Raw genomic sequence first — 14239 nt, 5'->3', positions numbered from 1 at the left:
CAAGAGAGCCCGGAACCCGATCCGTCCGAGCTCTACACCGACGTCTACGTGGAGGCCTGATCCGTGACCGACATTCTGATGCCGGCGCTGTCCCCCACGATGGAAGAGGGCACGCTGACCAAGTGGCACATCAAGGCGGGCGACACCGTGTCGGCCGGTCAGGTGATCGCCGAGATCGAAACCGACAAGGCTACGATGGAAGTCGAGGCCGTGGACGAGGGCGAAGTGCTCGAAATCCTGGTGGCCGAAGGCGCCGAGAACGTGAAGGTCAACACCCCGATCGCCCGTCTGGCGGGCGAGGACGGCGCGGCCGCTCCCGCGCCCAAGGCTGATGCGCCCAAGGCCGAGGACGCGCCAAAGGAAGCCGCTGAAGGCAAGACCGGCGACCCCGAAAAGGCGCCGGCCCAGACGCCTAGCCCCAAGGTCGAGCTGCGCGATCCGGAAATCCCGGCCGACGCCAAGCTGGTGAAGACGACCATCCGCGACGCCCTGCGCGACGCCATGGCCGAGGAAATGCGCCGCGACGACGCCGTCTTCCTGATCGGCGAGGAAGTCGCCCAGTACCAGGGCGCCTATAAGGTCAGCCGCGAACTGCTGCAGGAATTCGGCGAACAACGCGTCGTCGACACCCCCATCACCGAGCACGGCTTCGCCGGTCTGGGCGTCGGTGCGGCCATGGCGGGCCTGAAGCCGATCGTCGAGTTCATGACCTGGAACTTCGGCATGCAGGCCATCGACCACATCATCAACTCGGCCGCCAAGACCCTGTACATGTCGGGCGGCCAGATCCGCGCGCCGATCGTGTTCCGCGGCCCCAACGGCGCGGCGTCACGCGTGGGCGCCCAGCACAGCCAGGACTATTCGGCCTGGTATGCGCAAATCCCGGGCCTGAAGGTCATCGCCCCCTATGACGCGGCCGACGCCAAGGGCCTGCTGAAGGCCGCGATCCGCGATCCGAACCCGATCGTCTTCCTCGAACACGAGATGATGTACGGCCTCGAGTTCGATGTGCCCGAGGTCGAGGATTGGATCGTGCCGATCGGCAAGGCCAAGGTCCGCCGCGAAGGCAAGGACGTCACCATCACCGCCCACAGCCGCATGGTCGGATTCGCCCTGCAGGCCGCCGAGAAGCTGGCCGAGGACGGCATCAAGGCCGAGGTGATCGACCTGCGCACCCTGCGCCCGCTGGATCACGACACCATTGTCGAAAGCGTCAAGAAGACCAGCCGCCTGGTCTCGGCCGAAGAAGGCTGGGGCTCGATGGGCGTCGGCGCCGAGGTCGTGGCCCGGGTGATCGAGCACGCCTTCGACTATCTGGATGCGCCGCCCTTGCGCGTTCACCAGGAAGACGTGCCGCTGCCCTACGCCGCGAACCTGGAAGCCCTGTCGCTGCCGGGCGTGGACAAGATCGTGGCCGCCGTTAAGCAGGTGATGGCATGACCGACATCCTGATGCCGGCCCTGTCTCCGACCATGGAGGAGGGCGTCCTGGCCAAATGGCACGTGAAGGTGGGCGACACCGTCACGGCCGGTCAGGTGATCGCCGAGATCGAGACCGACAAGGCCACGATGGAGGTCGAGGCCGTCGACGAGGGCGAGATTCTGGAGATCCTGGTCCCCGAAGGCTCCGAAGGCGTGAAGGTCAACACACCGATCGCCCGCCTGTCGGGCGACGACCCCGCGCCCGCGCCGAAGAAGGCCGAAGCGCCCGTCGAGCCCTCCAAGGCCGAGACGCCCAAGGCTGAAGCCAAGCCCGCCGAGGCTTCCAAAGCCGCACCGGCGGCCCCGAAATCCACCGATGGCGGCCGCATCTTTTCCTCACCGCTGGCGCGCCGGGTCGCGGCCCAGAACGGCGTGGACCTGAAATCCGTCAAGGGCACCGGCCCGCACGGCCGCATCGTTCGCCGCGACGTCGAGGCTGCAGGGCAGGGCGGCTCCAAGTCTGCGGCGACCTCTGCATCCGCCAGCGCCGAACCGCGCAAGGTCCAGTCGCTGGAGCAGATGGGCATCGCGCCCGGCTCCTATGACCTCATTCCGCTGGACGGCATGCGCAAGACCATCGCGCGCCGCCTGACCGACAGCTTCCGCGACGTTCCGCACTTCCCGCTGAACATCGACCTTGAGATCGACGGCCTGATGGCCGCGCGCGCCCAGGTCAACGCCATGCTGGAGCCGCAGGGGATCAAGGTGTCGGTGAACGACTTCGTCATCGCCGCCGCCGCCCGCGCCCTGAAGGCCGTGCCGGAAGCCAACGCCAGCTACACCCCCGAAGGCATCGCCATGCATCACCACGCCGACGTGGCGATGGCGGTGGCGATCGACGGCGGCCTGATCACCCCGATCATCCGCAAGGCCGAGACCAAGTCGCTGTCGCAGATCGCGACCGAGTCCAAGGACCTGGCCAAGCGCGCCCGCGACAAGAAGTTGAAGCCCGAGGAATTCCAGGGCGGCACCTTCTCGGTTTCGAACCTGGGCATGTTCGGCATCAAGTCGTTCGGCTCGATCATCAACGAACCCCAGGGCGCCATCATGAGCGTCGGGGCAGGGGAGCCGCGCCCCGTGGTCAAGAACGGTCAACTGGCCGTGGCCACGGTGATGAGCATCACCCTGTCGTGCGATCACCGCGTGGTCGACGGCGCCGTGGGCGCCCGATTCCTGCAAGCGTTCAAGGCGCTGTTGGAAAATCCTGTGACGATGCTGGCGTAAGGAACGACCATGGCCGACTTTGATCTCGTCGTCATCGGCTCGGGGCCGGGCGGCTATGTCGCCGCGATCCGGGCCAGCCAGCTGGGCCTGAAGGTCGCCGTCGTCGAGCGCGAAAACCTGGGCGGGATCTGCCTGAACTGGGGCTGCATCCCGACCAAGGCGCTGCTGAAGTCCGGCGAGAAGTACGAGAGCCTGTCACACCTCAAGGATTATGGCCTGTCGGCCGAGAAGGTCGGCTTCGACTTCGACGCCATCATCGCGCGCTCGCGCGGCGTGGCGAAACAGCTGAATCAGGGCGTCGGCTTCCTGATGAAGAAGAACAAGATCGAGGTCATCGAAGGCACGGCCAAGCTGGAAAAAGGCGCGGCTGCGCCCAAGGTCGTCATCGCCCTCAAAGCCGGCGGCTCACGCACGGTCGAGGCCAAGTCGGTCATGCTGGCCGTCGGCGCCCGCGCCCGCGCCCTGCCACAGATCGGCCTGGAAGCCGACGGCGACCGCATCTGGGCCTATCGCGAGGCGATGGCTCCGAAATTCCAGCCCAAGTCGATCGTGGTCATCGGCTCGGGCGCCATCGGCATCGAGTTCGGCAGCTTCTATCGCGCCCTGGGCTCCGACGTCACGGTCGTCGAAGCCGTGGACCGCATCATGCCGGTCGAGGACGAAGAGGTCTCAAAGGCCGCGCAAAAGTCCTTCGAAAAGCGCGGCATGAAGTTCAAGCTGGGCGCCAAGGTGACCAAGGTCACCAAGTCGGCCAAGGGCGTTCAGGTCGCCGTCGAAATCGGCGGCAAGGCCGAAACGCTGGAGGCCGAGGTCTGCATCTCGGCCGTCGGCATCACCGCCAACACCGACGGCATCGGGCTGGAGGCGCTGGGCGTCGAACTGGACCGTGGCCACGTCAAGACCGACAGCCACTGCCAGACCAACGTTAGGGGCCTATACGCCATCGGCGACTGCGCCGGCGCGCCCTGGCTGGCGCACAAGGCCAGCCATGAAGGCATCCACGCGGCTGAGCACATCGCCGGCTTCAAGACGCCGAACGTCCATTCGCCCATCGCCGGCTGTACCTATGCCCAACCGCAGGTCGCGTCCGTCGGCATGACGGAGCAAGGGGCCAAGGCCGAGGGGCGCGAGGTCAAGATCGGCCGCTTCCCGTTCCGCGTGAACGGCAAGGCCATCGCCTCGGGCGACACCGACGGCTTCGTAAAGGTCATCTTCGACGCCAAGACCGGCGCCCTGATCGGCGCCCACATGATCGGCCACGAAGTCACCGAGATGATCCAGGGCTACGTCACCGCTATCACCATGGAGGCGACCGAGGAAGACATCCACGGCATCGTCTATCCGCACCCCACCATGTCCGAAGCCATGCACGAGGCGGCATTGGACGCCTATGGCCGCGTGATCCACATCTGAACGCTCGCGATTTTCCGCGCGGAGTCTGAGGAAAGAAAGTCGCAAAATTCTTAGATACGCCTAAGATATATTATGCGAAATAAGACATAGTCAGCTGCACAGCCATCAGTGCATGGCGGCTGATTTGGACCCTATCATGAATGATCGATTTCATAGGGGCCAGCTTAACAACCAGCCTTGATCGACCAGCAGCTTCGCTTGACTTGCAGAGCTGTTAGATCGAAATAGAACAAATGAAGAACGTCAGGGTTTTGCCCGGCCAGATTAACGCCTTAAAGGAGCGCTTGGCGGCCTTTGAGGGTTATTGCGGACGCCTCTGCGATCATGCCGGCGATGACGGGCCACTGGCGTCTTTGTCACGTCAGGCCCTGCACGACCTCTATGCCGCCTCCCCCGCAGACGCGATGGCAGGGAATGCGGTCGGACTGGGCATGGCCATTGAAGCGGCGGCAGAGCGGCCGGTCGTGTGGGCGCTCCACGAAATGGCGGCGCAGGAGGCAGGCCGCCCTTATGCGCCCGGTTTGAACGAGATGGGGCTTTTGCCCCAGAACCTGTTGCTGGTGCGGGTACGCGATATTCAGACCCTGCTGGCCGTGGGAGAAGAGGCGTTGCGCAACCAGGCAGTCGGGGCCGTGCTGTTAAGCGCCTGGGGTGAAGCAAGGGCGATGAATTTAACCGCCAGTCGCCGCCTGGCTCTGGCCGCCCGGTCCGGCGGAGCGACGGTCTTCCTGGCACGCGCGGCAGCCGAGCCGGCCCCAAGCGCGGCCGAGACGCGCTGGTCCGTGCGCGCTGTCGCCTCTGCGCCGCTGGAGAGGGACGCCCCCGGCCGCCCGGCCTTTTCCGCGACCCGGTTACGTCATCGCGGCGGGGGCGTACCCCGAACCTGGACACTGGAGTGGGATCGTGAACACCGCGTCTTCGTCGAACCCGCGCCGCTATCTGGCGGTCTGGTTTCCCTGGCTGCCGAGCGACCGGCTGGCGCGCGAGACACAGACATCGTCCGATGCATCGTCTGAGCCCGCTCTACCCTTGGTTCTGATCGAAAAGGTCGGCGGCTCGCTGGGGTTGGCCGCCGTCGATCCAGCGGCGGCGCAGGTGGGCCTGACGCCCGGTATGACCTTGGCCGATGCACAAGCGCGCACCCCCCTGCTGCGGACCGTCGTCCATCGCCCAGACCTCGACGATGCCCTGCTGGCGCAGGTGTTGGAGGACTTCGGCCGCTTCACGCCGATGATCGCGCTGGACCCGCCGCACGGCGTAATGCTTGATGTGACCGGTTGCGCCCACCTCTTCGGCGACGAGACGGGTTTGGCGAGAGCTCTGAAAGGGCGCGTCGGACGGGCTGGGCTTCAGGCCCGCGTCGCTCTGGCTGGAACGCCCCAGTGTGCGCGTGCCTTGGCCCGCTTCGGGTCTGGCGGGCTCTTCACGCCAGAACAGGATCGCGTTGCCGTCCGTCGCCTGCCGGTCGCGGCGCTGGAGCTTCCGGACAAGGTGGAACAAGCCCTGCGCCGTGCGGGACTGAAACGGATCGGCGATCTTGATGATCGGCCCCGCGCGCCCCTGGCCGCCCGCTTCGGCGCCGACTTTCCCGCACGGCTGGCGCGCGTGCTAGGCGACGAGGATGTGCGCATCACATCGCATCGGCCGCCGCCGCCGATCGTCGTCGATCGCATCTTCTTCGAGCCGATTTCCGCGCCTGAAGATGTCGAGCGTGTGTTGTCGGTCCTGCTGGTAGAGACCGCCGATCGACTGGATCAGGCCGGGCTGGGCGGGCGCGTCTTTGAAGCCGGATTCTATCGCGTGGACGGCGTCACCCGACGAATTATGACGCGCACCGGTCGGCCGACGCGCGACGCAGATGTGATCCTGCGCCTGTTCCGTGAGCGTTTGGCGGCCTTGGCCAACCCGCTGGATCCAGGTTTCGGCTTCGACCAGATTCGGATGGCGGTGATAACGGCCGAGACTTTGGCGCAAACTCAGCGCAGTCTGGATGGTGACCGGCCGACGGACGAGGATTTCAGCCGCCTGATCGACCGGCTGACCGCGCGGCTGGGGCCAGAAGCGGTGCTTCGGTTCGCGCCTTACGACTCGCACATGCCTGAACGTGCCCAGCGTATGATCCCCGCGGCCGCACACGTTTCGGACGGCGACTGGCCCGCGCCAGATCCGGACGCTCCTCCCTTGCGTCCCTTGCAGATGTTCCACCCGCCCCAGCCAGTCGAAACCCTGGCCGAGGTGCCGGACGGCTCGCCCCTGCGGTTCCGCTGGCGTAGAATCCTGCATCAGGTCGTGCGCTCCGAAGGTCCCGAACGGATCAATGGGGAATGGTGGCGCGCCCCTGACCAGCGAACCCGCGATTATTACCGCGTCGAGGATAGCGAGGGGCGTCGCTTCTGGTTATTCCGCCAAGGCCTTTACGGCGAAACGGCCGAGCCGCGATGGTTTATCCATGGGTTGTTCGCATGAGCGCTCACGACCCTCGCGGCGACTATGCAGAACTGGCGACCACCAGCAACTTCTCCTTCTTGCGCGGGGCCTCACACCCCAAGGACCTCGTGCTGACGGCTCTGCTACGCGGCCATGCCGGGATGGGCCTGGCCGACCGCAACACCGTGGCGGGGGTGGTGCGGGCATGGAGCGCCCTGAATGATCTGCGCCGCGACGGCCTGGCCCCGCCGGAGAAGCTGAGAGATGGCGGTAGTCCGGGCGAGGTCGCCTTTGTCGAAAACCCATTAAACGATCCGGCCCTGTCGGAAGAGATCAAGCAGTGGGCGGCCGATTTTCGCCTGATCGTCGGCGCGCGTTTGAGCTTCAACGACGGGACGCCAGACATTCTGGCCTATCCCGAGACGCGGGCGGGCTGGGGGCGATTGACGCGCCTGCTGACCTTGGGCAACCTCCGGGCGAAAAAGGGCGAATGCGAGATCGGCCTGCATGACCTGCTGGCCGATCCCGAGGAGCTGCTGCTGATCGTCATGCCGCCGGACCGGCTGACCGGACTGGACGCCACAGTGGCGCGCGTGGTCGAGGCAGCGCCGGGGGCGGTCTGGCTGGCGGCCGCCATGCTTCGCCGGGGCGACGACCGGCGCAGGCTGGCACGGTTGCAGGCGATGGCGGCGCGGACCGGTGTTCCCCTGCTGGCCATCAACGACGTTCTCTATCACTTGCCGGCAGAACGCGACCTTCAGGACGTTCTGACATGCATTCGGGAGGGTGTGACGATCGAAACAGCCGGACGCCGGCTGCAGGTCAATGGCGAATGCTGGCTAAAGCCGCCCTCTGAAATGCTCCGCCTGTTCCGGGATGCGCCCGAGGCCGTAACGGAGACGACCGCATTTCTGTCGCGAGTGATCTTCGACCTCAAGGACCTGACCTACAACTATCCGCAAGAGCCAACGCCGCCCCACACGACATCGCAGGAGTGGCTGGATTACCTGACTTGGCGCAACGCCGACATCCGCTATCCTGACGGTGTTCCAGAAGAAGTCAGAGCGACGCTCCGAAAGGAGCTGGATTTCATCCGGAACGCCGATTACGCGCCTTATTTCCTGACCATCCACGACATCGTCCGGGAAGCCAATAACCTCGGCATTCTCTGTCAGGGACGCGGGTCGGCGGCCAACTCCGCCGTCTGCTACGTCCTGGGTGTCACCTCGGTGGACCCGGCCAAGCACGATCTGCTGTTCGAGCGATTCCTGTCTACCAGCAGGAACGAACCGCCCGACATCGATGTCGACTTCGAGCACGAGCGGCGCGAAGAGATCATCCAGTATCTTTATAAGAAGTATGGACGCCATCGTGCCGGCATCGCCGCCACCGTCATCCGCTATCGCCCGCGCAGCGCTATTCGCGACGTGGGCAAGGCGCTGGGTCTGACTGAGGACATCACCGCCCGCCTGGCCTCCAGCCACTGGGGAAGCTGGGGGACCGAAATCGGCGACCGGCACGTCGAACAGGCTGGACTGGACGCCGCCAATCCGATGATCGGCCGCGCCGTTGCCATGGCCTCGCGCCTGTTGGGCTTCCCTCGCCACTTGTCCCAGCATGTTGGCGGCTTTGTGCTGACCCAGGATCGGCTGGACGAACTTGTCCCTATTGGCAACGCCGCCATGCCGGACCGCACCTTCATCGAATGGGACAAGGACGACATCGACGAACTGCGCCTGATGAAGGTCGATATCCTGGCGCTGGGGATGCTGACCTGCATCAGGAAAGCCTTCAACCTGATCCAGGCGCACCAGGACCGGACCTATCTGCTTCACACGGTGCCCGACGAACAGCCCGACGTTTACGCCATGCTCCAGAAGGGCCACTCCATCGGCGTCTTCCAAGTCGAGAGCCGCGCTCAGATCAACATGCTGCCACGGCTTAAGCCCAGGAATTTCTACGATCTCGCCATTCAGGTGGCGATCGTCCGCCCCGGCCCCATCCAGGGCGACATGGTTCATCCCTATTTGCGACGGCGCAGTGGCGTGGAGGAGGTCAAGTATCCCCGCCCCGGCCTCGAACACCCCCAAGACGAATTGGAAGCCATAGTCAGGAAAACCCTAGGCGTGCCCCTGTTTCAGGAACAGGCGATGAAGATCGCCATGGTCGCTGCCTGCTTCACTCCTGAGGAAGCCAACGGCTTGCGCAAAGCCATGGGCACCTTCAGGGGCGACGGCGACTTGATGAAATACGAAGACTTGATGGTCTCCAACATGATCGCGCGCGGCTATGATCCAGACTTCGCGCGGCGCTGCTTTGAACAGATCAAGGGCTTCGGCTCCTACGGTTTTCCAGAGAGCCACGCCATTTCCTTCGCCAGACTGGTCTACATTTCCTCCTATCTGAAGAAGCGGCACCCGGCCGCCTTCGCCTGCGCCCTCCTGAATAGCCAGCCCATGGGCTTCTATGCCCCAGCCCAGATCGTGCGCGAGGCGCAAGAGATCGGCGGGATCGAGGTGCGCCCCATCGACGTCTCCCACAGCGATTGGGACAACAGCCTGGAAGGCCCTTCCGATGCGCCTGTCCTGCGCCTGGGCATGCGTCAGATCGAGGGGTTCAGGGAGGATTGGGCGACCTCAATATCTCTCGAACGGGCCGATAGTCCCCTGACCGATCCTGAAACCCTGGCCCGGCAGGCGAGATTGTCCGGCGCCGCGATGCGTAAGCTGGCCGATGCCGACGCCTTCCGCTCCTTGGGCCTGGACCGGCGTGAGGCGCTATGGGCAGTCCGTCGCCTGCCCGACGACGCCCCCCTGCCCCTGTTCGCGGCCGCCGAGGCGCACGAACGCGGCGCCCGCGAATTGGGCGCCGAAGAGGACGCCTGCCTTCCGGTAATGCCGCTGGGCGAGCATGTCGCCTCCGACTACCAGACCACGCGCCTGTCGCTTAAGGCGCATCCTATGCAGTTGCTGCGCCCCGTCTTGGATGCCGAAAAGGTGCTCAGTTGCGCAGCGACCGAGACCCGGTGCGGCGGCTCCGTGATCAAGGTCGCGGGTGTTGTCCTGGTGCGTCAGCGACCGGGTAAGGGCAACGCCATCTTTGTCACCCTGGAAGATGAGACCGGCATCACCAACGTCGTCCTTTGGGCGCGAATGTTGGAGCAGTTCCGGCGCGAGGTGATGTCCGCCCGCCTGATGCTGGTCGAGGGAGTGGTCGAGAAAAGCCCTGAAGGAGTCATCCACGTCGTCGCCCGGCGCGTCGTCGACCGCTCGGCCGAACTATCGCGCCTGTCCGAGGATCATGTGGCGGAAATCCAACTGGCCCGCGCCGACGTCGTCGCCCATCCCCAGACCCCGCGCCAACCGCCACACCGCCATCCCCGCGACGTGCGCATCCTGCCGGGATCGCGCGACTTCCACTGAGCAACGCTGATCATCCGGCCATCAGATCGCCCGTTTCGTCACGCCTACAACGCTCAAGATTGAGACTTCAAACGCTTGTCGAAGACGGTGGAGAGACGATTACCCAAGAACATCACATTTTCTTGTAGCAGACCAAGAACCGCAAGCCTACCGCCGCCATACCCAACCATCGAACGCCACTTCGACATTGGGCGGTACTTCAGATCGCAAGCAATTGTAATCTAGATCAATGTGAAGATTCGTCAGGACGGCGCGCGGCACGCCGGTTCGCACAATCCAACTGAGGGACTGATCAACATGAGCGTGGCTGGGATGGCGTGTGTAGCGTAGCGCGTCCAGAATCCACAGGTCGGCCCCGCGAACGGCGTCCAACGCGACCTCATCCAAACCCGACACGTCGCTGGAATAGACGACTACACCGGTTGTCGCATCGCCCAGCCGGTAACCGACCGAGCGGATCAACCCGTGCTCCTGATCAAAGGTCGTCACCGGCAAGGGGCCGCCCGGCCCGTCGATCACGAAACCCTCGCCGTACGGCGGCAACCGACGCGCCTCGATGATCGCCGGATAGCCCAGCTTGCTCTCGAAAATATAGTCGAACCGATGCGTCAGCGATCGCTCGGTGGCGACATCCATCCATGCGGGAATGCGCCGTCGCGACCGGATGGCGAAGACGCGCAGATCATCGATTCCGTGAACCTGATCGGCATGATCGTGGGTGAACAGCACCCCGTCGACATGGGTGATCCCGGCGGCCAGGGCCTGAGCTCTCAGGTCGGGCGAGGTGTCGATCAGCACGCTGGTCACGCCGTCCGGGCCGTGCAGGCGCGCCAGCATCGAGCAGCGGGTGCGCCGGTTCTTCGGTTCGGTGGGATCGCAGTCGCCCCATTCGCCGTCCCCGCGCGGTACGCCGCCGGAGGAGCCGCAACCCAGGATCACGACCTCCAGCGCGCCCTGCCCGCTCATGCCGCTGGCCGGGGAATGCGGTCGAACAGAGCGAAGAAGGCGTCGGTCGTGCGTCGGTCGGCATCCTCATGTGACCAACCGCGAATCTCGGCCAGTTTTTCCAGAACATGGCCGATATAGGCCGGCTCGTTCCGCCGCCCGCGATGCGGCACGGGCGCGAGATAGGGGCAATCGGTCTCGACGATGATGCGGTCGGCCCGCATGTCGCGGATCACCGCCCTCACCTCTTCGGCCGCCTTGAAGGTGGCGATGCCGGAAACCGAGAACCACGCCCCCAGTTCCGCCGCTGTCCGCGCCAGTTCAGGCCCGGAGGTGTAGCAGTGCATCAGCAGGCGGAACGGCCCCCGCGCGTGTTCTTCGATCAGGATCTGCGCCATCACATCGTCCGCTTCGCGCGTATGGACGACCAGCGGCAGGCCCGTTTCGCGCGCCGCGACCACGTGGCGACGGAACACCTCGGCCTGAATCTCGCGCGGGCTCAGGTCATAGTGGAAATCCAGGCCGCACTCGCCGACCCCGACGACCTTGGGCCGCTGCGCCAGTTCGACCAGCCGCGCGGTCGTCAGGTCTTCGTAATGCCGCGCCTCGTGCGGATGCACACCGACGGTGCACCAGATGTCGTCGTGCGCCATGGCCAGACCGTGCGTCGCCTCGAACGTCTCCAGCCGGTCCGAAATCTCGACCATCAACCGCACGCCTGCCTGTCGCGCACGAGCAATCACGGCGTCACGGTCATCGTCGAACTGGGGGGCGTGCAGATTGACGTGGCTGTCGATCAGCATCAGCGGGCCGCCTTGGTTCGCGCCAGATCGGCCAGCGCCCCGGCCAGGGCGTCCCCCCGATCCATGTTCAGACCTGCGACCCGATCCGGCAATTCCGCCAACCGCGTCCACAGTTCGGCCCAGCAGGCGCCCTCGCCGCCCGGCGCGGTCAGGGCCCGGTCCTTCACAGCCGCGATCAGCCGGTCCAGCAGGGCGTCGAAACGCGCCGCGCCCTCGGCCCCGCGAAAGGTGTCGGCGATGGCCAGCTGTTCCGCCCGGTCAATGTCGCCGGCCTCGACCCAGCGGCGGGCCAGATCGTCCGCCTCCTGCGTCGCGCCGGAAGCCAGCGCCAGCGCCGCGCCCGGCGACCCGCCGGCCATGGCGGCGGCGCGTTCGGCCTGATCGGGCGTCACGCCGGTCCGGCTCATCACCAGATCCTCCAGCCGGGCCTGTGGCCAGACGGGGAAGTTCAGACGCCGGCAACGCGACCGGATCGTGGCCAGCAATCGCCCCGGCGCATGGGTCACCAAGAATAGCACGCCATTCTCGGGCGGTTCCTCAAGAATCTTTAGTAAGGCATTGGCGGCGTTTATGTTCAGATCATCCGCCGCATCCACGATCGCCACGCGATAGCGGGCCTGCGACGGGCTCTTGGCGAAGAATTCGGGCAGATCGCGTGCCTGATCGACCGAGATGGTTTTCTTGACCTTGCCCCCCTCAATCGCGCGTTCCAGCACCAGCAGATCAGGATGGGCCTGGGCCGAGATCAGACGCGCCACCGGATCATGCGGCGACACGCCCAGCGGACCGCGCGTTCGATCTTCGACCCCGCCCAGCAGGCGACGTGCCGCGCGATAGGCGAAGCTGGCCTTGCCGCTTCCCTCGACGCCGCACAGCAACCAGGCATGGTGCAGCCGCCCCCGCGACAGGGCGTCCAGAAACGCCTCTTCGGCCGCCGCATCGGGGATCAGGTCGAACCGGTCACGCGGATGCTCGCTCACAGCAGGCGCTCCGCGGCGCGCCACAGTCGCTCGGACACGTCTTCGACCTCGCCCGTGGCGTCGATGACCACGCAGCGCCCGGGATGCCTTTCAGCAACCGCCAGAAAACCCTCGCGCAGCCGCTGATGATAGGCCAGCCCCTTGGATTCAAAGCGCGTCTCGAACAGGCCACGCCCGAACGCCCGCTCCAGCCCAACCTCGACCGGCAGGTCGAAAATCAGGGTCAGATCCGGCTGACTGCCCCCCACAATGGCCGCATCCAGCGCCTCGATCAGGGTCAGCGGCGCCCCGCCGCCTGCGCCCTGATAGACACGGCTGGAATCCGCAAACCGATCGCACACGACCCACTTCCCGACCTCGAGCGCCGGGCGAATGGTCTTCTCCAGATGGTCCGAACGCGCGGCGTACATCAGCAGGGTTTCGGTATGCGAGGACCAGCGCTCGGCGTCGCCTGACACGACCAGATTGCGAATGGCCTCGGCGCCCGGCGATCCGCCCGGCTCACGCGTCTGGACGACCTCAAGCCCATGGGCGCGCAGGCGATCGGCCAGCAGCCGCGCCTGCGTCGTCTTGCCGGCGCCCTCGCCGCCCTCGAACGTGATGAATTTTCCGCGAGTCACGCGCGCACCATGGCCGCGCAGACGGCCTAGGCCAAGACCCGGCGGCGCTCAGGAGCCGGATATCAACAAGGCGTCGCCATAGCCGCGCGCCACGACCGCCTGACGCGCACGCTCGGCGGCGTTGGCGTCGGGCCAGGGACCGATCAACACGCGCCAGGTTTGCGGCTGCGCCATACCGACGACATCCAGACGCGCCTGCTCCCCCAGTCGTCTGGTCGCCTGTTCCGCCTCCGCCCGGCTGGCGAAGATGGCGGCCTGCACCCAGATGGTGTCCGCTTCGGCCGGGAGCGGCGCGACCTGCGCCTCGCGCGCCGGGTTGTCGTTCCCGGCCCGGGTCGCCGTCGCCCGCACGCCCCCGCCCGTTCGCGGGGCCCGGCCGACATAGCGAACCCGCACCCGCCCCACGCCCCTGTCCAGCAGGCCCAGTTCCTGGGCTGCGCCGCGTGACAGATCGATGATCCGTCCATCCGAGAAGGGGCCCCGGTCGTTGATGCGCAGGATCGCCTGACGCCCGTTCTCCAGATTGGTCACCTCGACCAGACCGGGCAAGGGCAGCGTCTTGTGCGCCGCCGTCAGCGCATTCATGTCAAAGGTCTCGCCGCTGGCGGTCGGCCGCCCGTTGTGCTGGGCGCCGTACCACGACGCCATGCCCACCTCGTCATAGCCGGCATCTTCGGCCGGTCGGTACCAGCGGCCCTTGATCTGATAGGGCCGCATGGTCCCCAATACGATCGGCGCCGGATCCATCACCACCGGCGCGCGGACAGCAGGGCCATGACTCCCGCCCACGCTGGCGCAGGCTGTCAGCAACATGCTGGCCGCCGCCATCGCCCAACCATTCCGGATATTCGCTCGTCCGCTCATGCGCCCACAATGACGCGCGGGCCTTCCAGCCTGGTTAACGAAAACCTCACAGACTGACTC

At 65.9% G+C, this 14239-nt stretch carries 11 protein-coding genes; 6 read left to right on the top strand and 5 right to left on the bottom strand.

Going from position 1 to position 14239, the window contains the following annotated elements; translation table 11 throughout:
* Nucleotides 1-63 precede the first annotated feature (63 nt).
* The 6 genes from EON91_RS04260 to EON91_RS04235 all read left to right on the top strand — a co-directional run bounded on the left by EON91_RS04260 (nucleotide 64) and on the right by EON91_RS04235 (nucleotide 9967).
* Nucleotides 64-1440 (top strand): pyruvate dehydrogenase complex E1 component subunit beta, encoded by a 1377-nt coding sequence (locus tag EON91_RS04260; protein ID WP_292091834.1) that lies wholly within the window; start codon nucleotides 64-66, stop codon nucleotides 1438-1440.
* Nucleotides 1437-2705, top strand: coding sequence for a pyruvate dehydrogenase complex dihydrolipoamide acetyltransferase (locus EON91_RS04255; protein ID WP_292091832.1), 1269 nt, complete (start codon nucleotides 1437-1439; stop codon nucleotides 2703-2705). The genes EON91_RS04260 and EON91_RS04255 overlap by 4 nt, the downstream gene beginning before the upstream one ends.
* A gap of 9 nt (nucleotides 2706-2714) precedes the next feature.
* Entirely contained in the window at nucleotides 2715-4118 is a 1404-nt protein-coding gene (gene lpdA / locus EON91_RS04250) for a dihydrolipoyl dehydrogenase (RefSeq protein ID WP_292091831.1), read from the top strand.
* A 284-nt stretch (nucleotides 4119-4402) separates the two neighbouring features.
* Nucleotides 4403-5134 carry a hypothetical protein gene (locus tag EON91_RS04245; RefSeq protein ID WP_292091829.1) on the top strand — a complete coding sequence of 244 codons (732 nt, stop codon included), beginning with the start codon at nucleotides 4403-4405 and terminating at the stop codon, nucleotides 5132-5134.
* 49 nt (nucleotides 5135-5183) lie between these two features.
* Nucleotides 5184-6584: a DNA polymerase Y family protein gene (locus EON91_RS04240; protein WP_292091827.1), complete on the top strand. Its 1401-nt coding sequence runs from the start codon at nucleotides 5184-5186 to the stop codon at nucleotides 6582-6584.
* Complete coding sequence (locus EON91_RS04235; RefSeq protein ID WP_292091825.1) at nucleotides 6581-9967, top strand: error-prone DNA polymerase; 3387 nt, start codon at nucleotides 6581-6583, stop codon at nucleotides 9965-9967. Before EON91_RS04240 ends, EON91_RS04235 begins: the two co-directional genes overlap by 4 nt.
* Before the next feature lie 147 nt (nucleotides 9968-10114).
* Here EON91_RS04235 and EON91_RS04230 read toward each other — a convergent pair whose 3' ends face one another.
* Genes EON91_RS04230 through EON91_RS04210 form a run of 5 tightly spaced genes read right to left on the bottom strand, consistent with a single transcriptional unit; the run spans nucleotide 10115 to nucleotide 14128 of the window.
* Nucleotides 10115-10933: an MBL fold metallo-hydrolase gene (locus tag EON91_RS04230; RefSeq protein WP_292091824.1), complete on the bottom strand. Its 819-nt coding sequence runs from the start codon at nucleotides 10931-10933 to the stop codon at nucleotides 10115-10117.
* The gene (locus tag EON91_RS04225; RefSeq protein WP_292091823.1) at nucleotides 10930-11715 is read right to left on the bottom strand and encodes a TatD family hydrolase; all 786 of its coding nucleotides are present in this window, start codon (nucleotides 11713-11715) and stop codon (nucleotides 10930-10932) included. Before EON91_RS04225 ends, EON91_RS04230 begins: the two co-directional genes overlap by 4 nt.
* Nucleotides 11715-12695 (bottom strand): DNA polymerase III subunit delta', encoded by a 981-nt coding sequence (locus EON91_RS04220; protein ID WP_292091822.1) that lies wholly within the window; start codon nucleotides 12693-12695, stop codon nucleotides 11715-11717. Before EON91_RS04220 ends, EON91_RS04225 begins: the two co-directional genes overlap by 1 nt.
* Nucleotides 12692-13315: a dTMP kinase gene (tmk, locus tag EON91_RS04215; RefSeq protein WP_292091821.1), complete on the bottom strand. Its 624-nt coding sequence runs from the start codon at nucleotides 13313-13315 to the stop codon at nucleotides 12692-12694. The genes EON91_RS04220 and tmk overlap by 4 nt, the downstream gene beginning before the upstream one ends.
* A gap of 48 nt (nucleotides 13316-13363) precedes the next feature.
* Nucleotides 13364-14128, bottom strand: coding sequence for a septal ring lytic transglycosylase RlpA family protein (locus EON91_RS04210; protein WP_292091820.1), 765 nt, complete (start codon nucleotides 14126-14128; stop codon nucleotides 13364-13366).
* Nucleotides 14129-14239 lie beyond the last annotated feature (111 nt).

The sequence above is a fragment of the Brevundimonas sp. genome (assembly GCF_004210735.1).
Classification (GTDB): Bacteria; Pseudomonadota; Alphaproteobacteria; order Caulobacterales; family Caulobacteraceae; genus Brevundimonas.
Note: the sequence above shows the minus strand (reverse complement) of the source record. Positions and strands in the feature narration are given on the sequence as shown.